Source organism: Rathayibacter sp. VKM Ac-2856 (assembly GCF_013205055.1).
Lineage (GTDB): Bacteria > Actinomycetota > Actinomycetes > Actinomycetales > Microbacteriaceae > Rathayibacter.
Map to the genome: position 1 here is coordinate 197,585 of NZ_JABMLF010000005.1, position 18,249 is coordinate 215,833.

Below are 18,249 nucleotides of genomic sequence, written 5' to 3' on the forward strand. Positions count from 1 at the left end.
CCCGCTGCAGGGTCCCCTCCTACACTGGAGCCCGCACGCGGGAGTGGTGGAATGGCAGACACGCAGGATTTAGGTTCCTGTGCCGAGAGGCATGTGGGTTCGAGTCCCACCTTCCGCACGACGCCACCTTCGGGGGTCGGCCCGGTCTTCTCCACGGATTCGCGGGTACAGTGAGCGCGGTCGAGCGGCCGCAGACCGGGGACGGCTGAGGCGCCGGCCGGGCCGAACGGCACTGATCGACTGGAGAACCGTTGAACCACGCCGCCCTGATCCCCTGGCTGGACCCCGAGACGATCCTCACCTCGTTCGGTCCGTGGGGCGTGCTGGTCGTCTGCGCGATCGTCTTCGCCGAGACCGGCCTGCTGATCGGCTTCCTCTTCCCCGGTGACACGCTGCTCATCATCACGGGCCTGCTCGCCCACGAGAACGCCTCCAACGGCGGCCTCGGAGTGCCGATCTGGCTGATCTGCCTCGCGATCGGCTTCTCGGCCTTCGTCGGCGGCGAGGTCGGCTACCTGATCGGGCACAAGGCCGGGCCGCGCATCTTCGAGCGCAAGGAGTCGGGCCTCTTCAGCGTCGAGAACGTCAAGCGCACCAACGCCTTCTTCGAGCGCTTCGGCGGGCTCGCCGTGATCCTCGCGCGATTCGTGCCGATCGTCCGCACCTTCGCGCCGATCGCGGCCGGCGTCGCGCACATGAACTACCGCAAGTACAGCCTCTACAACATGATCGGCGCGCTCGTCTGGGGCAGCGGCGTGACCCTCATCGGCTGGCTGCTCGCCTTCATCCCGCCCGTCGCCGACTTCGTCTCGCACTACATCGACGTCATCCTGATCGGCGCCGTGGCCCTCGCGATCATCCCCACGCTCTTCCACTTCCTCCAGCAGCGCCGCAAGGCGCGCCTGGCCGCCGACAAGGACACCGACGCGGCCGAGGCGAGCGCCCTCGTCCTCGACCCCACCGCCGTCGACGACGACCGCCGCAAGCACTGACCCGAGCGCACCCCTCGTCGCTCCCCGCGAGATGCCACTTGTGCACGCCCGACACGGCGTGTCGCGCGCACAAGTGGCATCTCGCGGGGGCGGGCTGCGCCGCCCTTAGGAGAGGGTGGTCGCCAGGGACGTCAGTTGCGTTCGGAGGGCGGTGAAGGCGCGGGCTCGGTGGCTGCGGGCGTTCTTCTCGGCGGGGGCGATCTCGGCGGCCGAGAGGGCCGAGTCGGCGGGGACGAAGACCGGGTCGTAGCCGTGGCCGTTCGTGCCGCGGGGACCGGCCGCGATGGCGCCGTCCCAGCGGCCCTCGACGACGATCTCGCGGCCGCCGGGCAGGACGGCCTCGGGGACGACCAGCGCGATCGTGCAGACGAAGTGCGCTCCGCGGTGCTCCGGCTTCACGTCGGCCAGCTGCGCGAGCAGCAGCTCGTAGTTCGCGACCGCGTCGTGCGGGCGGCCCGACCAGCGCGCCGAGAAGATGCCGGGCGAGCCGCCGAGCACGTCGACGCAGAGGCCGGAGTCGTCGGCGAGCGCGACGAGACCGGTGTGCGCCGCGGCGGCGCGCGCCTTGATCAGCGCGTTCTCCCGGAAGGAGACGCCGTCCTCGACCGGCTCCGGCCCGTCGTAGGCGCGCACGCCCACGCCCGGCAGCGCGCCGGAGAGCATCGCGCGGAACTCCTCGACCTTGCCCGCGTTGTGGGTGGCGAGGACGAGATCCAGGCTCACGCGCCCTGCCCCGCGGCGAGCGCCTCGCTCTGGAAGCGGGCCAGGTCGGCCGCGCCGCCGACGGCGAGGTCGAGCAGCGCGTCGAGCTCGCGGCGGTCGAACGGAGCACCCTCGGCGGTGCCCTGCACCTCGACGAAGAGGCCGCGGCCGGTGACGACGACGTTCATGTCGGTCTCGGCGCGGACGTCCTCCACGTACGCCAGGTCGAGCATCGGGACGCCGTCGATGATGCCGACGGAGACCGCGGACAGGCTGTCGATCAGCGGCTGCGCCTTCTGGCCGACGTACTTCTTGCCGCGCGCCCACTCGATCGCGTCCACCATCGCCACGTAGGCGCCGGTGATCGCCGCGGTGCGGGTGCCGCCGTCGGCCTGGAGGACGTCGCAGTCGATCACGATCGTGTTCTCGCCGAGGGCCTTGGTGTCCACGACCGCGCGGAGGCTGCGGCCGATCAGGCGGGAGATCTCGTGGGTGCGCCCGCCGACCTTGCCCTTGACCGCCTCGCGGTCCATCCGGGAGTTGGTGGCGCGGGGCAGCATCGCGTACTCCGCGGTGACCCAGCCCTTGCCCTTGCCCTGCAGCCAGCGCGGGACGCCGTTGGTGAAGGAGGCGGTGCAGAGCACCTTGGTGTTGCCGAAGGAGATCAGCGCGGAGCCCTCGGCCTGGGTGCTCCAGCCGCGCTCGATGGTGATCGCGCGCAGCTCGTCGGGCGCGCGGCCGTCCTTGCGCGTCACGGTCGGCTGGGCGGCGGGCTGGGCGGCGGTGCTGTCGGTCACTCGGGTCTCCCTGGAGTCGTGCGTCGCGCGGCCCGGTCGAGCTCGCGGAGGTTGATCGTGCCGGTCTCGACGAGGTCGACGCTCGAGACCTCGGGGCCGAGGAAGCGGCGGGCGAGGCGGACGAAGTCGCTCGACCCGGTCTCCTCCCAGCGGTACGTCGGCGGCGCGGCGGCGGTGCGCTGCAGGCCGTGGGCGACGAGCGTCCGGTACACGTCGAGCGCGGTCTCCTCGGCGCTCGAGACCAGTCGGACATCGGGCCCCATCACGTAGGCGATGGCGCCGCGCAGCAGCGGGTAGTGCGTGCAGCCGAGAACGAGGGTGTCGACACCGGCCCTCTTCATCGGCGCGAGGTACTCCTCGGCGAGCGCCAGCAGCTCGTCGCTCCAGGTGACCCCGGCCTCGACGAACTCGACGAAGCGCGGGCAGGCGGCGGTGACCAGCTCGAGGTCGGGAGCGGCGACGAACGCGTCGTCGTAGGCGCGCGAGCGGATCGTGCCGACGGTGCCGATCACGCCGACGCGGCGGTTGCGGGTGTCGCGGACGGCGCTGCGGACGGCGGGCTGGATGACCTCGATCACGGGGATGCCGCGGCCGATCGTGTAGCGCTCGCGGGCGTCGCGCATCATCGCCGCGGACGCGGTGTTGCAGGCGATGACGAGGAGCTTCGCGCCCTGGTCGACGAGGGTGTCGAGCGTGTCGAGGGCGTAGGCGCGGACGTCGGCGAGGGGCTTCGGGCCGTAGGGCGAGTGCGCGGTGTCGCCGAGGTAGACGATCGACTCGTTCTGCAGCTGGTCGATGACGGCGCGGGCGACGGTGAGTCCGCCGACGCCGGAGTCGAAGATGCCGAGGGGTGCGTCCGTCACGGGGGAACAGCCTACCCGCGCCCTCCGCGGAGCCTCGGAGCCCGGGGCCCCGCGAGCCGCTGCGGCCGGATGCGGGGGCCGCGGGCGCCGCATGGAACACTGGGCGGATGGATGCCACGTCCTTCCTCACCGACCGCTACGAGCTGACGATGGTCGAGGGCGCTCTCGGCAGCGGCACCGCCGAGCGGCGCTGCATGTTCGAGGTGTTCGCGCGGAGCCTCCCGCCCGGCCGCCGCTACGGGGTGCTCGCCGGCACCGGCCGCCTGCTGGAGCTGATCTCGCGCTTCCGCTTCGGCGACTCCGAGCTGACCTGGCTGCGCGAGAACCGCGTCGTCGACGCCCGCACCCTCGACTGGCTGGCCGACTACCGCTTCAGCGGCGACATGTGGGGCTACCGCGAGGGCGAGGTCTACCTGCCCGGCTCGCCCGTCCTGATCGTCGAGGCGCCGTTCGCCGAGGGGGTGCTGCTCGAGACCCTCGTGCTGAGCGTCCTCAACCACGACAGTGCCGTCGCGAGCGCCGCCGCCCGGATGGTCTCCGCCGCCGACGGCCGACCGCTGGCCGAGATGGGCTCGCGCCGGGCCGGCGAGCGCTCGGCCGTCGCCGCTGCGCGCGCCGCCCACATCGCCGGCTTCGGCGCCACCTCGAACCTCGAGGCCGGCCGCAGCTGGGGTGTGCCGACCATGGGCACCTCCGCGCACGCGTTCACGCTGCTGCACGACTCGGAGGAGGAGGCCTTCCGCGCGCAGGTCGCCGCGCTCGGCTCCGGCACGACCCTCCTCGTCGACACCTACGACGTCACGGCCGCCGTGGACCTCGCGGTCCGCGTCGCCGGCACCTCGCTCGGCGCGGTGCGGATCGACTCGGGCGATCTCCCCCAGCAGGTCGCCGCGGTCCGCGCGCAGCTGGACGGGCTCGGCGCCACGGGCACCCGGATCACCGTCACGAACGACCTCGACGAGTACGGGATCGCGGCGCTGGCCGCCTCGCCCGTCGACTCCTACGGCGTCGGCACCTCCGTCGCCACCGGCTCGGGGCACCCGACCGCCGGGATGGTCTACAAGCTGGTCGCGCACGAGGACGACGCCGGCGAGTGGGTCTCGGTGGCGAAGAAGTCGGCCTCGAAGGCCTCCATCGGCGGGCGGAAGGCCGCGGGCCGCCGCCTGACCGAGGACGGCGTGGCCGTCGAGGAGGTCGTGCACGTCGGCGCCGGGCCCGAGGGCGCCGTCGGCGAGGACGAGCGCGCCCTGCTGGTGCCGCTGATCGAGGACGGGCGGATCCGCGAGGAGCATCTCGGGGCCGCCGGTGTCGTCGCGGCGCGCGAGCACCGGGCGAACACCGTGCTGGAGCTGCCGCTGGACGCGCTGCGTCTCGGTCGCGGCGACCCGGTCATCCCGACCCGCTACGCCTGAGCGCGGCGGCCGGCCCGCTTCCGGCCGCGGGACGGGCGGGCCCGGCTCCCGCTGAGGGGCCGGGCGCGCGCCCTACTTCATCCGGGCGTAGATCTCCTTGCAGGAGGGGCAGACCGGGAACTTCTCCGGGTCGCGACCCGGCAGCCACTTCTTGCCGCAGAGGGCGCGGACGGGCTTGCCGGTCATCGCGCTCTCGAGGATCTTGTCCTTCGGGACGTAGTGGGAGAAGCGCTCGTGGTCGCCCGGCTCGATCGTCTCCTGGTTGAGGAGCTCCTCGAGCTCGCGGTCGAGGGTGGCGGTTCCTCCGCCTCCCTCGAGGGGGTCGGTGCTGCTGTTCTCGAATCGGGACGTCATGCGTCCGATCCTACGCTCGGAGCGCCCCGGCGGCAGGGGCCGGGCACAGCGGCCGGGACGGGGCTCAGTAGCGGCTGGTGAAGGAGACCAGCTCGGCCGCGCGGCGGTCGAAGAGGAGGCCGCCGAGCAGCACGCCGAGGGCGAAGACGACGGCCGCGCTGCCCAGGCCCACGAGGATCGCGCGGTCCCGGTCGCCCTCGAAGAACAGTGCCTGGACCGCCAGGACCACGGCCGGCGCCGAGAGCAGCAGACCGAGGCCGAACGCGAGGGCCTGCGCACCCGCTCCGCTCGCTCCGGGAGCCTGCGGCTGGACGAACGCGCTGTCGCCGGGGCGCGGAGCCGGGTAGGCGAGCCGCGCCGAGACGGCGCTCGCGACGCCGGCGGGCACGAGCAGGAGCGCGCTGTTCACCGCGATCAGCACCGGCAGCGCCCCGTCGAGCCCGGAGGTCGCGCTGCTGACGAGCGAGCCGAGCACGACGACCGGGACGCCGAGCAGCAGCGTCGGGAACGCCCGGCCCAGCCGGTCCGACCAGCCGCGCACCCCGGCGGCCGCGTGCAGCCAGAAGGCCGAGCCGTCGTAGGCGACATCGTTGTGCAGGAACCAGCCGAGGAAGAGGGCGACGAGCGGGACGGGCAGCAGCGAGAGCAGCGGGAACGGCACGCCGACCACCGCGAGCAGCACCACGGCGACCACGGGCAGCAGCGGCACGGCGACGAGCGAGGCCTGGTAGCGGGGGTCGCGGAGCCAGTACGTCATGGTGCGCGCCGCGATCGCCCCGGTGCGGCTGCCGCCGAGGACGTCGAACCAGCCGAGGCGCAGTCCCCGTGGCGGCCGGGAGGTGCGCTCCGGACGGCCGGTGAGCGCGTGCACCACGAGCCACCAGAGCGCGGCGGCGGCGGCCAGGGTGACGAGGGCGATCAGCAGCGGCCCGGCCGCTGCACCGTCGGCGGCGCTCGGCGCGATCGCCCAGGCGGCGCCGAAGGGGGTCGGCGCGAGGGCGTCGGCGAGGCGCCCGAGCGCGTCCGAGCCCTGGCCGCCCCAGTCCAGGCCGGTGACGAGGACGAGCGCGACGGGCACCGCGAGCAGGAGGACGAGGCCGAGGACGGCGAGCAGCTCGCGCGCGGTGCGCGAGGGCACCAGCGCCGACGAGGCGGCGAGGCCGATCCGGGCGAGGAGCGCGGCGGTGAGGACGCCGAGCAGCGGGCCGACGACCGCGAGCGCCCCGGCCGCGGGGAAGAGCCGGACGGTCGCGGCGCCGATCACGACGAGGGCGAGCACCGGCACGGAGAGCAGCCCGGTCAGCGCGAGGGCGGCCGCGAGCCGGCCGCTCGGGATGCCGAAGAGCCGGAACGCGCGCGGATCCATCGGGTCCCTCGGGCCGAGCAGGAACGGGAGCACCAGGAAGCCGAGGGTCAGGACCGCTCCCCCGGCGACGACCGCGTCGGAGGCGAGCCAGGTGCCCGGCTCGACCGAGCCGAGACCGGCGAGCAGGCCCGCCGTCGACAGCACGACGACGAGGAGCCCGAGCAGGGCGCCGCCCGTCCGGCGTGCACCGGCGCGGAAGGCGCCGAGGAGGACGTCGAGCCTCAGCCGGAGAAGTCGTGCAGCCACTGCAGCCCCTCGGCGATCTGCTTGCCGCCCGCGAGCTCGAGGAAGCGCTCCTCCAGCGTCGCGGTGCCGGCGACCTCCTCGACCGAGCCGGCGGCGAGCACCTTCCCGCCCACGATCACCGCGACGTCGTCGCAGACCCGCTCGATGAAGTCGAGGCCGTGGCTGGAGAGCACGACGGTGCCGCCGCCCGCGACGAAGCGCCGCAGCACGGTGATGACCGCCGCCGAGGACACCGGGTCGACCGACTCGAAGGGCTCGTCGAGGACGAGGACCCGCGGCGCGTGGATCATGGCGCCGGCCAGCGCGACCTTCTTGGCCATGCCGGCGGAGTAGTCGGAGATCAGGCGCTCGAGCGCGTCGGTGAGGCCGAGCGCCTCGGCCAGCTCGACGGTGCGCTGCTTGGCGGTCGCCCGGTCGATGCCGCGGAGGGCGGCGGAGTAGTAGAGGAACTGCGCTCCGGTGAGCCGGTCGAACAGGCGCAGGCGGTCGGGCAGCACGCCGATCAGCGGCTTCGCGGCGCGCGGGTCCTTCCAGACGTCGACCCCGTGCACGAGGACGCGACCGGTGTCCGGGCGGAGCAGGCCCGTCATCATCGACAGCGTCGTCGTCTTGCCCGCGCCGTTGGGGCCGATGATCCCGTAGAAGGTGCCCGCGCGGACGGCGAGGTCGATGCGGTCCACGGCCACGGTGCGCCCGAAGGTGCGGGTCAGGGCGTGCAGCTCGAAGACGACGGGGTGCTCGGGATCCGCGGCGGCGGCGATCCCAGAGGGCTCCGGCGACTCGGTCGGAGCCTGCGACTCGGCGGGCGGAGCGTCGTCGCGCTCGGATTCCTCGGCGTTCGTCGCGGACGTCATCCGGCTACGGTAGCAACTCGTTCGGGGCGGGGCCGGGGCGCGCCGCGGCCCTCCGACGGGGCGCGGCGGAATCGGACCCGGAGACACGGCCATCGGCAACCCCTGGCCTTCGAAGGCGTGCACAGTACACTAAGTGCTGACCCAGGGAGCGATCAGGTCGCTTCACACCGGTTAATGATCGCTACGCGGCGGTGAACTCATCGCTCCGCGGCTGTCGACACGAGGAGAACACATGACGAGCACGCCCTTCCCGGCCGCATCCACCGGCGCCCCCGCCTCCGTCGTGATCCTCGCCGCAGGCATGGGCAGCCGGCTCGGCCGCTCCCTGCCCAAGCCGCTGACGCCGCTGAGCGACGGCCGCACGATCATGCAGCAGCAGTTCGACAACATCCACCACGCCTTCGGCACGAAGGTGCCGGTGAGCATCGTCGTCGGCTACAAGCTCGAGCACATCATCGAGGCGTTCCCCTCGGCGACGTTCGTCTACAACGAGCAGTACGACCAGACCAACACCTCGAAGAGCCTCCTGCGCGCCCTGCAGGCCTCCGGTCAGGGCGGCGTGCTCTGGATGAACGGCGACGTCGTCTTCGACCCGCGCATCCTCGACCGCACCGCCGGCCTCATCGCGAAGGACGTCTCCTTCGTCACCGTCAACACCGCCAAGGTGTCCGACGAGGAGGTCAAGTACACGACCAGCGCCGAGGGCTACATCGACGAGCTGTCCAAGACCGTCAAGGGCGGCCTCGGCGAGGCGGTCGGCATCAACTACGTCTCCGCCGCCGACAAGCCGGCGCTCATCCGCCAGCTGGCCCGGGTCGACGCCCAGGACTACTTCGAGCGTGGAATAGAGTTGGCGATCGAGCAGGACAGACTGCTCGTCGAGCCGATGGACATCTCCGACCTCTACGCCGTCGAGGTGGACTTCGCCGAGGATCTCGAGCGGGCGAACCTCTTCGTCTGAGGCTCGCGCCTCCTCCGGCTCGGTCCGAGCCGGAGAGGAGTCGTCTGCCGTGAGCAGTCCCGCACGCGCCGACGCCGCCGCGTTCGCGCCGCGCCCGCAGCGCTCGCGCGGCTGGCGCTACCGGCACTCGCTCTGGCTGCTGACCAAGCGCGACCTCACCGTCCGCTACGCGACCAGCGCGCTCGGCTACGTCTGGTCGGTGCTCGACCCGCTGGTGATGTCGGGCATCTACTACTTCGTCTTCACCGTCGTCTTCCAGCGCACGGTCGGCGAGGACCCGTACATCGTCTTCCTGCTGGCGGGCCTGCTGCCGTGGATGTGGTTCAACCAGGCCACCTCGGACGCGACCCGGGCCTTCCTCCGCGAGGCGAAGCTCGTGCGGTCGACGTCCATCCCGCGCACCATCTGGGTCGGCCGCATCGTGCTGTCCAAGGGCATCGAGTTCGTGGCGAGCCTGCCCGTGCTGGTGCTCTTCGCGGTCGTCTCGGGCGCGGGAGTGACGCCGGCGATCCTGCTGTTCCCCCTCGCGATCCTGCTGCAGGGCGTGCTCACGCTCGGCGTCGGACTGCTGGTCGCCCCCCTGGTCGTGTTCTTCCGCGACCTCGAGCGCGCGATCAAGCTCGTGCTGCGCTTCCTCTTCTACGCCTCGCCGATCATCTACTCGACGGCGAACCTGCCCGAGGCGATCCGGCCCTGGGCGGCGCTCAACCCCCTCAGCGGGATCTTCGCGCTCTACCGCTCCACCTTCTTCGCGAGCGAGCTAGACCTGCCGCTCATCCTGACCTCCGTGCTGATCTCGTTCCTCGTGCTCGGCCTCGGCCTGATCGTGTTCCGCCGCTCCGAGCGCGCGGTGCTGAAGGAGCTGTGACGATGACGAGTGCCGGCGACTCCCCCGTCGTCATCGACTGCCGCGGGCTCGGGATCCGCTTCCGGCGCAACCGGCGCGGCCGCCGCTCCTTCAAGGACCTCTTCGCCGGCGGCTCGCGGCGCTCGCGCCCGGGCGAGTTCTGGGTGCTGCGCGGACTCGACGTGCAGGTGCGCGCGGGCGAGGCGATCGGCGTCGTCGGCCGCAACGGCCAGGGCAAGTCCACGCTCCTGAAGCTGGTGGCCGGCGTGGTGCTGCCGGACGAGGGCGTGGTCGAGGTGCGCGGCGGAGTCGCCCCGCTGATCGAGATCACCGGCGGCTTCGTCGCCGATCTCAGCGTCCGCGAGAACGTCTACCTCACGGCGGGGCTGCACGGGATGTCCAAGCGCGAGGTGGACGAGCGCTTCGCGTCGATGATCGAGTTCGCCGAGATCGGCGACTTCCTCGACACGCCCTACAAGCACCTCTCCAGCGGCATGAAGGTGCGGATCGCGTTCTCGGTGGTGTCTCGGCTCGAGGAGCCGATCATCCTCGTCGACGAGGTCCTCGCCGTGGGCGACAAGGCGTTCCGCGAGAAGTGCTATGCCCGGATCGAGGAGCTCCTCGCCGCCGGCCGGACGCTGTTCTTCGTCTCGCACAACGAGCGCGACCTGCGGCGCTTCTGCACCCGCGGGCTCTACCTGGACAAGGGCCGCCTGGTGCTCGACGGACCGATCGATCAGGTCCTCGCCCGGTATTCTGAGGACTACGCGCCGAAAGCGCAGCCCGCCGCGGAGTGACCGGCAGTCCGAGCCGCACGGCCCGCTGCTCCCCGTGACCACGACGCGCGGGTCCTCACGACGCAGGAGTGCAGACATGTCCTCGAAGAAGGACCGCAAGGACCGCGACGAGCTCGAGCAGGCCGGCACCGCCGACGTCGAGAACGCGCAGCTGGCCCGGATCCTGGACCGCGTCCTCGCCGTCCAGCGGCCCGCGGTGCTCGCGAACATCCGCTCGCTCCGGCGCCGCCGCCCGGACGCGACCCCCGAGCAGCTGATCCGCTCGCTCGAGCGCCAGTACCTCTCCAGCGTCGCCGCCGGCGGCGCGGCCATCGGAGCGACCGCGGTCGTCCCCGGCATCGGCACCGCCGCCTCCGTCGCGCTCTCGGGCGCCGGTGCGATCGGCTTCCTCGAGGCGAGCGCGCTCTTCGCGCAGTCGGTGACCGAGGTGCACGGCATCCGCCTGGAGGATCCGGACCGCGCCCGCGCTCTCGTCCTCACGCTGATGATGGGCTCCTCGGGCAGCGAGCTCGTGCGCCAGGTCGCCGGGCACGCCACCGGCACGAGCACCGGGATGAACCAGTACTGGGGCTCGGTGGTGACCAAGGGGCTGCCGTCGTTCCTCGTCGGCGAGCTCGCCGACCGGGCCAAGAAGTCGTTCGCGAAGCACTTCCTCGCGCAGCAGGGCGCCGGGCTGGTCGGCCGGGCGATGCCGTTCGGGATCGGCGCGGCGCTCGGCGGGGTGGGCAACGCGATGCTCGGGCGGAAGGTGGTGCAGAGCGCGCGCGACGCGTTCGGGCCGGCGCCGAGGGAGTTCGGCAACGTCTTCGTGCTGCCGCCGACGAAGGCCGAGCGGAAGGCGCTGGCCGCCGCCGCCGAGCCGCTGGAGCTGTACGTGCGCGACTACGGCGGGACCGGGGAGAAGGTGGCCCTGCTGCTGCACGGTCTCGGCTCCGACTCGCGGGTCTGGTACGCGCTGGTGCCGACGCTGCACGAGCACGGCTACCGCGTCGTGGCGCCCGACCTCGCCGGGCACGGCGGGTCGCCGAAGTCGCCGGCGTACTCCATCGAGCACTGGGCGGACGACGTGCGCGCCTCGGTACTGCAGACGCCCGACCTCGTCCTCGGGCACGGACTCGGCGCGGTCGTCGCCGCGCGACTCGCCCCGGAGTACGGTGCCGAGCGGCTGATCCTGCTCGACCCCGCGTTCTCGGATGCGAAGGGACTGACCAGCGCCCTGCGCCGCGCCGGCTCGATCGCCCACGTCGAGAAGGGCGACGCGGAGGACCTCCGCCACCGCCACCCGATCTGGACCGACGAGCAGATCGAGCTCGACGTCTCGGCGCACGCGCTCTGGGACCCGGAGTCGGCTCGCGGCCTCACGGCGCGCGGCGCGGCCGACGCCCCGGACGCGTTCCCGGTGCCGACGCTCGCCGTCCTGCCGGAGGATGCGCTCGGCCACTCGTCGCTCGGCGGCGTCCTCGCCGACCACGGCGCGGAGGTCCGCACCGTGCCCGGCGCGGGCGCCTCGATCCTGCGCGAGGACCGCTCCGCACTCCTCGCAGCCCTCGCCGACCGCCTCTAGTCCAGGGGACGCCGGGCCTGCAGCCCGCTCATGCTGATCGAGTAGCGGCCGCAGGCCGCGTATCGAGATCCACCCACCGACAGCGCGAGGTCTCGATACGCCGCTGCGCGGCTACTCGACCAGCATGGGTCGCCGGGCCTCCGGCCCGTCCATGCGGCCCCGGCCTTCGGCCCATCCATGCGACTTGGGCCTGCGGCCCGCTCATACTGATCGAGTAGCGCCCACAGGCCGCGTATCGAGATCCACCCACCGACAGCGCGAGGTCTCGATACGCCGCTGCGCGGCTACTCGACCAGCATGGGTCGCCGGGCCTGCGGCCCGTCCATGCGGCTCATCCGTACGGCCCATGCGTGCGGTCCGAGCAGGCGGCCGCTCCATGCGGCCCGGGCCTGTGGCCGGCTCATGCTGATCGAGTAGCGGCCGCAGGCCGCGTATCGAGATCCACCCGCCGACAGCGCGGAGCGCTCCTACTTCTTCGCCTTCGCCGCGGCCTTGGCCGCCTGCTTCGTCGCGCGGACCTTCGCGAGCGACTCGGGCGAGACGATGTCGGCGACCGAGCGGAACGAGTCCTCCTCGCCGTAGGCGCCTGCGGCCTCGCGCCAGCCCGCGCCCTCGAAGCCGCGGCGCTTGCCGAGCAGGGCGAGGAAGATCCGCGCCTTCTGGTCGCCGAAGCCCGGCAGGGCCTTCAGGCGCGCGAGCACCGTGCGGCCGTCGGGGTCGTCGCGGGTCCAGATCGCGGAGGCGTCGCCGTCCCAGTCGTCGACGATCGCGCGGCAGAGGGTCTGCACCCGCCCGGCCATGTTCGCCGGGTAGCGGTGGATCGCCGGGGGCGTCCGCGACAGCTCCGAGAAGCGGTCCTCGTCGAAGCCCGCGATGGCCGCCGCATCGAACGGCGCCCCCTCCTCGCCCAGGCGCTGCTCGAGCTTGAGCGGCCCCGAGAACGCCGTCTCCATCGCGACCTGCTGGTCGAGGAGCATGCCGATCAGCAGCGCGAGCGGGTCGCGGGTGAGCAGCGCGTCGGCGTCGGCGTCGTCGGTGATGTGCAGGGCGGAGTCGGCGGTCATCCTCCAGGGATACCACGGACGCCGGGGTCGCCGCGCAGCAGGCTCCGGACCGTGCGGTCGATGATCGCCAGCCCGGCGCCGAGCTCCAGGTCGCTCGCGCTGCCGTAGCCCAGGACGAGCGCCTCCTCCTCCGCGTGCTCGGCGAGCGCGTAGTCGTCGAGCGGCGCGACGAGGAGCCCCTCCGCCGCGAGCGCCGCCACCACCGTCGCGGCCATGAGCGGCTCGGGCAGGCCGAGCACTACGTGCAGGCCGCCGTCGAGCCCGCGCGCCGTTCCCCAGTCGATCCCCTCGGAGAACTCTCGGACCAGCCCGCGCCGGTGCGCGTAGCGCCGCCGCGAGCGCGTGAGGTGGCGCCGGAAGCCGCCGCCCGCCATGAACGCGGCGAGCGCCTCCTGCGTCGGCCCCGAGACCGAGGCGTCGCGCTCGGCGTCGACCTCCCGCACAGCGCCGTGCAGCCAGGACGAGGGCGGCAGCGCGAGGAAGGCGACCCGCAGCCACGGCGACACCGTCTTGGAGAAGGAGCCGACGTGCGCCACTCCCCCGCTGCCGTCCAGCGACGCCAGCGCCGGCAGCGGCGCCCCCACGTAGCGGAACTCGCTGTCGTAGTCGTCCTCGATCACCAGCAGCCGCTGCGTGGCCGCGCGCCGCACCAGCTCGAGGCGCGCGGCGAGCGCCAGGCGGCCGCCGGTCGGGTACTGATGTGACGGAGTGACGACCACGACGTCCGCGCCGGCGGCGGCGAGCGCGTCCAGGTCGATGCCGTCCGCATCCACCCGCACTCCGACGACCTCGTGCCCCTCGGCCCGCAGTCGGCGCCGCACGGCCGGGTAGCCCGGGTCCTCGACGGCGACGCGCACCGGACGGCCGAGCGCCGCCGCGGCGGACCGCACCAGCAGCGTCACCGCGTCGGCCGTCCCGCTGGTCACGAGGACGTCGTCCGCCTCCACGTCGATGCCGCGCGAGCGCCGCAGCTGCTCCGCGATCTGCGCGCGCAGCCCGGGGTGCCCGGCCGCCGACGGCAGCTCCGAGGGCGGAGCCGAGAGCGCCGGCCGCCAGGCGGCCCGCCACTCCGGCCCGTCGAGACCCCGCGTGTCGGGACGGCCCGGCCGCAGATCGAGACGCACGGGCTCCGGCACCGCACCGGTCTCCACCCGCTCGACGCGCGACCGCGCCGGCACGACCACACCGTCCGCCGCCACCGTCACCGCCGCTCGCGGATGCGCGACGAGGTAGCCCTCGCCGACCAGCTGATCGACCGCCGCGACGACCGAGCCGCGCGAGACGCCGAGCTGCTGCGCCAGCACCCGGCTGGACGGGATCGGGTCGCCCGCCCCGTAGCGCCCGTCGAGCACCGCGGCCCGCAGCGCCTCGGCCAGGCCCGAGCGGACCGACCCGCGCTCGGGAACCCCCAGCAGCAGCGGCACCTCGAGATCACCGGACGCCATCGACTCCCCCGCTCTGGACCACTCGACCGGTGGCTCCCTGGCATTCTCGCAGATCCAGTCCGACCGCGATCCTCAGGGCATGGACACCCTCGCCCCCACCGACCGCACCCGCGTCACCCGCCTGCGCGATCGCCAGGTCCTCGACCGCGGCGCCCTCGACGCCCTCCTCGACGAGGCGCTGATCGCGCACGTCGCCGTCGTCCGCGACGGCGCCGCGATCGTGCTGCCGATCCTCTTCGCCCGCGACGGCGACGACCTGCTCCTGCACGGCTCGAGCGGCGGCGGACTCCTGCGCGAGGCGGCCCGCGGATCTCTCCTCACCGTCGCCGTGACCCTCGTGGACGGCCTCGTCGTCGCCCGCTCCGCCTTCGACAGCTCGATGAACTACCGCTCCGCGATGGTCCTCGGGAGCGCCGAGCCCGTCGAGGGCCCCGCCAAGGCCCGCGCCCTCGACCTGCTGACCGAGCGCTTCCTCCCCGGCCGCAACGCCGAGATCCGGCCGAGCACCGCCCGCGAGATCGCCGCGACCCTCGTCCTCCGCCTCCCCCTCGCCGAGGCGAGCGTCAAGATCCGCGCCGCCGGCCCCTCCGACGACGCCGACCAGACCCCCGGCGTCTGGTCCGGCACCATCCCCCTGGTCACGCGCACCCTGCCCCCGGTGCTCGCCCCCGGCTCCGCCGCCGAGCTGCCGGCGTCCGCCGCCGCCTTCACCACCGCGGTCGACACCGCGGCGCCGCCCTTCCACTGATCCCGCGCCTCCCGCACCGCGCGGACGCGGCGCCGATGCGCCGCCCCGGCTCCGCACAACCTCAGCTGAGAGCACCCGGCCTCCCCCGACAGAGGAGGGACCCCCGTCTCAGCTGACGTTGCGCGCGCCTCCGGCCGCAGAACATCAGTCGACAGTGCTCGTCATCGCTGATGGGCGACGAGACCTGCTCTCGGCTGATGTTCTGCATCCGTCTCGGCTCCCGACGGCGCCGCCGAGGCCTGCTGCTCGGACGCGGTGGGTCTCGATACGCCCCTCCGGGGCTGCTCGACCAGCATGCTTGGGTCCCGCTGTCACCGCGGAAGTACACCAGCGCCAGGTCTCGATACGCCCCTGCGGTGCTACTCGACCAGCATGAACGCGCGACCCGCCAGGTCCGCTGGGAGCACGCGCGACAGGTCTCGAGACGCCCCTCCGGGGCTGCTCGACCAGCATGGGCGGCAGGAGATCCGCCGCCGAAGGCGCGGGTGCGGTGCCTCGTCGCGGCTCCTGGCTCGGGCCTGGCGGGCGCGCCGAAGGCGCGCGGGAAGGAGCCGCGACGAGGCACCGCGCCCGCGCCGTCACGCAGTGACGCGCAGCCGGTCCGCGACGAGGCACCGCACCCGCGCCGTCACGCAGTGACGCGCAGCAGCACCGCCGAGCGCCGGACCTACTTCGTGTCCTGCCTCGGGAACACGACCTTCTGCACGACGATGATCACCGACGCCGCCACCGGGATCGCGACGAGCGCGCCCAGGACGCCCGCGAGCGTCCCGCCCGCGACCGCCGCGATCACGACCACCGCGCCCGGCACCGACACCGCCCGGTTCATGATCCGGGGGCTGAGGACATACGCCTCGACCTGCATGTAGACCAGGTAGTAGATCGCCGCGACGAGCGCCGTCACCGGGGAGGCGAGCAGGCAGGCGAGCGAGATGATGACGGCGCCCGAGATGGTGCCGACGAGCGGGATCAGCGAGCCGAGGAAGGCGACGCAGGCCAGCAGGGCCGGCACCGGTCCGCCGATGATCAGCAGCAGGACGAAGGTCAGCACACCGTTCACCGCCGCGAGCGACACCTGGCCGACGACGTAGCGGCCGACCGCGCCGGTGATCTCCTCGCCGACCTCGCGCGCCTTCGGTCGGTGCGAGGCGGGGGCGAAGCGGTACGCGACCGACTTCATCGAGCGCAGCGAGGCGAGGAAGTAGAGGGTGAGGATCAGCACGATGATCGCGCCGGTCACGCCGGTGGCGATGCCGCTGCCGACCGCGAGGATGCCGCCGCCGAGGGAGAGCAGGTTGTTCGGGTTGCCGATGAAGCTCTGCACGTTGCCGATGAGCGCGTCGACCTCGACCACGCCGCTGAGCTGCCGCTCGAGGTCGAGGACCCAGGGCTGCGAGGCGATGTCGGAGACGATCCGGGGCGCGCTGGTGACGAAGATCGTCAGCTGCTCGATCAGGATCGGGATGATGTAGAGGAGCAGCCCCGCGAAGATCAGCAGCACCGAGGCCAGCACGATCGTGATCGCGAGCGCGCGCGGGATCCGCTTGCTCTCGAGCCAGGAGACCAGCGGGTCGAGTCCCAGGGCGAAGAACAGCGCGACGAACACGTAGGTCAGCACGGTACCGAGCGAGACGACGAGACCGCCGACCACGAGGGCGACCAGCACGCCGAGGCCGCCGAAGAGGCCGATGCGGAACGAGCGGATGGTGAACTGCGGCCGCTCGGGATCCGTCGACACCACGATGTCGGACTCCACCGCGGGCTGGGCCGAGGCGGCGGCGCGCCGGCGGGAGCGGGCGAACGCGCGCGGGGTGATCATGCGTCGAGCGTAGCGGGGCGCGGAGGGGCCCCTGCGCCGCGGGGGAAGGCTTGACGAGCGGGCGTCGGAGGGGTCGCCGGCGGGCCGCTCAGCGCTCGGGATCGTGCTCGTCGACGACCGCGTCGTCGCGGTGCAGCTCAGCGTGCCGGTCCCACTCGGCGAGCAGCTGCTCGATGGCCTCGTGGAAGCGGCGGGTGGCGGCGCCGGGGCTGGTGTCGCCGAAGTAGTGGGCGACCCAGCGCTCGAGCCGCTCGACGGCCGCCGCGTCGTGCTCGACGCTCTCGAGGCGATCGACGACCGCGCCCGCCTCCTCGGCGCGCAGCCACTCCGCATCGCCCAGGTAGCCGGATTCGTCGACCTCGGCCGCCGGGCTGATCGGCCGGGTCACCAGCAGGGGGCGGCCGGTCGCGAGGCGGTCGTAGACCATGGCCGAGACGTCCAGCACCGCGACATCGGCGGTGAGCTGCCAGCCGAGCTCGGCGGAGGTGTCGTGCACGTGCCGGGCCGTCGGGTCGGCCGCGTTGGCCGCCGCGATGAGGGCGGCGATCTCGCGATCGGCGGCTCCGTAGGCCGGGTCGACGGCGCCGCTGCGCGGGTGCGGGCGGTAGACGAGGCGGTAGCGGGGGTCGGCGAGCAGGGCGCGGGTCAGCGCGACGCCGTGGGTGCGGATCGAGCCGTAGCCGGCGGCCGGGCGGTCGCCCTCCCAGGTGGGCGCGTAGAGCACGACCCGGCGCTCGTCGGCGGGATAGGGCGTGCGGCCCGAGACGTGGTCGGCCTGCGGTCGTCCGATGGCGAGGGTGCGCTTGTCGAAGTCGAAGTCCCAGAGCACCCGGCGAAGGCGGGCCAGGGCGGCGTCGCCGGCGATGAAGCTGTAGTCGTACGCCTTGAACTGGTTCGTCGTCATGTACATCTTGTCGCTCTCGCCGTGGTTGACGAAGACGTGCCAGCGGCGCCCGTAGCGCATCATCTGGAAGTTGCGGGCGTTCTGGTTGACGTAGAGGACGATCCGCAGCGGCTGCTCGTCGATGGCGCTCTCGAGGTCGGCGACGGAGCGCACGTGGGCGACCGGGACGGGGCTCTCCCGCAGGAGGGCGCGGGTCGCCGTGGCGTTGCGGGAGAGGACGACCACGGGGTGCGTCCGCGCCAGCTCCTGCAGCGGGGCGTACCACTGGCGCAGCTGGTAGAGATTGATGTCGCCGTCGGCGAAGTAGACGCCGATCTCGAAGACGCCCGGCGTCAGCGGCTCCCGCGCGGCGATCTCGCGGGCCACGTCGCGGCGGGCGCGCCGGGCGGTGAGCAGATCACGGGCCACTCCGCGCGCCAGCGTCGCGTCCCGGAGGAGTCGGGAGAGGACGTCGCGGGGTGCGGGCTTCATCCGTCCAGGCTACAAGCCGGGCTCGGCGGAGGGGTGGCGGTGT

General features: G+C 73.3%; 17 protein-coding genes and 1 tRNA gene. 8 read left to right on the top strand and 10 right to left on the bottom strand.

Going from position 1 to position 18,249, the window contains the following annotated elements:
• Window positions 1-37: 37 nt before the first annotated feature.
• Both HQQ82_RS16150 and HQQ82_RS16155 read left to right on the top strand, forming a co-directional pair.
• Window positions 38-118 (top strand) — tRNA-Leu (locus HQQ82_RS16150).
• A 133-nt stretch (window positions 119-251) separates the two neighbouring features.
• Window positions 252-992 (top strand): DedA family protein, encoded by a 741-nt coding sequence (locus tag HQQ82_RS16155; protein ID WP_173235043.1) that lies wholly within the window; start codon window positions 252-254, stop codon window positions 990-992.
• Between the two features lie 105 nt (window positions 993-1,097).
• Here HQQ82_RS16155 and rdgB read toward each other — a convergent pair whose 3' ends face one another.
• From rdgB to murI, 3 genes are read right to left on the bottom strand one after another with little or no spacing between them, the layout of a single operon-like run.
• Window positions 1,098-1,715 (bottom strand): RdgB/HAM1 family non-canonical purine NTP pyrophosphatase, encoded by a 618-nt coding sequence (gene rdgB / locus HQQ82_RS16160; protein ID WP_173235045.1) that lies wholly within the window; start codon window positions 1,713-1,715, stop codon window positions 1,098-1,100.
• Window positions 1,712-2,449: a ribonuclease PH gene (gene rph, locus HQQ82_RS16165; protein WP_173235283.1), complete on the bottom strand. Its 738-nt coding sequence runs from the start codon at window positions 2,447-2,449 to the stop codon at window positions 1,712-1,714. The genes rdgB and rph overlap by 4 nt, the downstream gene beginning before the upstream one ends.
• 38 nt (window positions 2,450-2,487) lie before the next feature.
• Window positions 2,488-3,354, bottom strand: a complete 867-nt coding sequence (gene murI / locus HQQ82_RS16170) for a glutamate racemase (RefSeq protein WP_367947979.1) — start codon at window positions 3,352-3,354, stop codon at window positions 2,488-2,490.
• Window positions 3,355-3,461: 107 nt separating this feature from the next.
• Here murI and HQQ82_RS16175 point away from each other — a divergent pair, with 107 nt between their 5' ends.
• On the top strand, window positions 3,462-4,766 hold the full coding sequence (locus HQQ82_RS16175; RefSeq protein ID WP_173235049.1) for a nicotinate phosphoribosyltransferase: 1,305 nt from the start codon (window positions 3,462-3,464) through the stop codon (window positions 4,764-4,766).
• Window positions 4,767-4,838: 72 nt separating this feature from the next.
• On the opposite strand, the gene HQQ82_RS16180 is transcribed toward HQQ82_RS16175, so the two are convergent.
• The 3 genes from HQQ82_RS16180 to HQQ82_RS16190 all read right to left on the bottom strand — a co-directional run bounded on the left by HQQ82_RS16180 (window position 4,839) and on the right by HQQ82_RS16190 (window position 7,586).
• Complete coding sequence (locus HQQ82_RS16180) at window positions 4,839-5,120, bottom strand: DUF3039 domain-containing protein (RefSeq protein WP_123448008.1); 282 nt, start codon at window positions 5,118-5,120, stop codon at window positions 4,839-4,841.
• Window positions 5,121-5,184: 64 nt separating this feature from the next.
• Window positions 5,185-6,732 (bottom strand): ABC transporter permease, encoded by a 1,548-nt coding sequence (locus tag HQQ82_RS16185; RefSeq protein ID WP_173235051.1) that lies wholly within the window; start codon window positions 6,730-6,732, stop codon window positions 5,185-5,187.
• On the bottom strand, window positions 6,708-7,586 hold the full coding sequence (locus tag HQQ82_RS16190; protein ID WP_173235053.1) for an ABC transporter ATP-binding protein: 879 nt from the start codon (window positions 7,584-7,586) through the stop codon (window positions 6,708-6,710). The genes HQQ82_RS16185 and HQQ82_RS16190 overlap by 25 nt, the downstream gene beginning before the upstream one ends.
• Window positions 7,587-7,818: 232 nt before the next feature.
• Here HQQ82_RS16190 and HQQ82_RS16195 point away from each other — a divergent pair, with 232 nt between their 5' ends.
• The 4 genes from HQQ82_RS16195 to HQQ82_RS16210 all read left to right on the top strand — a co-directional run bounded on the left by HQQ82_RS16195 (window position 7,819) and on the right by HQQ82_RS16210 (window position 11,755).
• Complete coding sequence (locus HQQ82_RS16195; RefSeq protein WP_173235055.1) at window positions 7,819-8,547, top strand: NTP transferase domain-containing protein; 729 nt, start codon at window positions 7,819-7,821, stop codon at window positions 8,545-8,547.
• Window positions 8,548-8,596: 49 nt separating this feature from the next.
• Window positions 8,597-9,415 carry an ABC transporter permease gene (locus tag HQQ82_RS16200; protein ID WP_173235057.1) on the top strand — a complete coding sequence of 273 codons (819 nt, stop codon included), beginning with the start codon at window positions 8,597-8,599 and terminating at the stop codon, window positions 9,413-9,415.
• Between the two features lie 2 nt (window positions 9,416-9,417).
• Window positions 9,418-10,191 (top strand): ABC transporter ATP-binding protein, encoded by a 774-nt coding sequence (locus HQQ82_RS16205; RefSeq protein WP_173235059.1) that lies wholly within the window; start codon window positions 9,418-9,420, stop codon window positions 10,189-10,191.
• Window positions 10,192-10,267: 76 nt separating this feature from the next.
• Entirely contained in the window at window positions 10,268-11,755 is a 1,488-nt protein-coding gene (locus tag HQQ82_RS16210) for an alpha/beta fold hydrolase (RefSeq protein WP_173235061.1), read from the top strand.
• Between the two features lie 467 nt (window positions 11,756-12,222).
• On the opposite strand, the gene HQQ82_RS16215 is transcribed toward HQQ82_RS16210, so the two are convergent.
• Both HQQ82_RS16215 and HQQ82_RS16220 read right to left on the bottom strand, forming a co-directional pair.
• Entirely contained in the window at window positions 12,223-12,819 is a 597-nt protein-coding gene (locus HQQ82_RS16215; protein ID WP_173235063.1) for an HhH-GPD-type base excision DNA repair protein, read from the bottom strand.
• Window positions 12,816-14,264: a PLP-dependent aminotransferase family protein gene (locus HQQ82_RS16220; RefSeq protein ID WP_173235065.1), complete on the bottom strand. Its 1,449-nt coding sequence runs from the start codon at window positions 14,262-14,264 to the stop codon at window positions 12,816-12,818. Before HQQ82_RS16220 ends, HQQ82_RS16215 begins: the two co-directional genes overlap by 4 nt.
• 79 nt (window positions 14,265-14,343) lie before the next feature.
• On the opposite strand from HQQ82_RS16220, the gene HQQ82_RS16225 reads away from it, so the two are divergent.
• A complete protein-coding gene (locus HQQ82_RS16225) occupies window positions 14,344-15,012 on the top strand; it encodes a pyridoxamine 5'-phosphate oxidase family protein (protein ID WP_173235067.1) in 669 nt (222 codons plus the stop codon).
• A gap of 667 nt (window positions 15,013-15,679) precedes the next feature.
• On the opposite strand, the gene HQQ82_RS16230 is transcribed toward HQQ82_RS16225, so the two are convergent.
• Window positions 15,680-16,831: an AI-2E family transporter gene (locus tag HQQ82_RS16230; protein ID WP_173235069.1), complete on the bottom strand. Its 1,152-nt coding sequence runs from the start codon at window positions 16,829-16,831 to the stop codon at window positions 15,680-15,682.
• An 88-nt stretch (window positions 16,832-16,919) separates the two neighbouring features.
• The gene (locus HQQ82_RS16235; protein ID WP_254071568.1) at window positions 16,920-18,206 is read right to left on the bottom strand and encodes a hypothetical protein; all 1,287 of its coding nucleotides are present in this window, start codon (window positions 18,204-18,206) and stop codon (window positions 16,920-16,922) included.
• Between the last annotated feature and the right edge of the window lie 43 nt (window positions 18,207-18,249).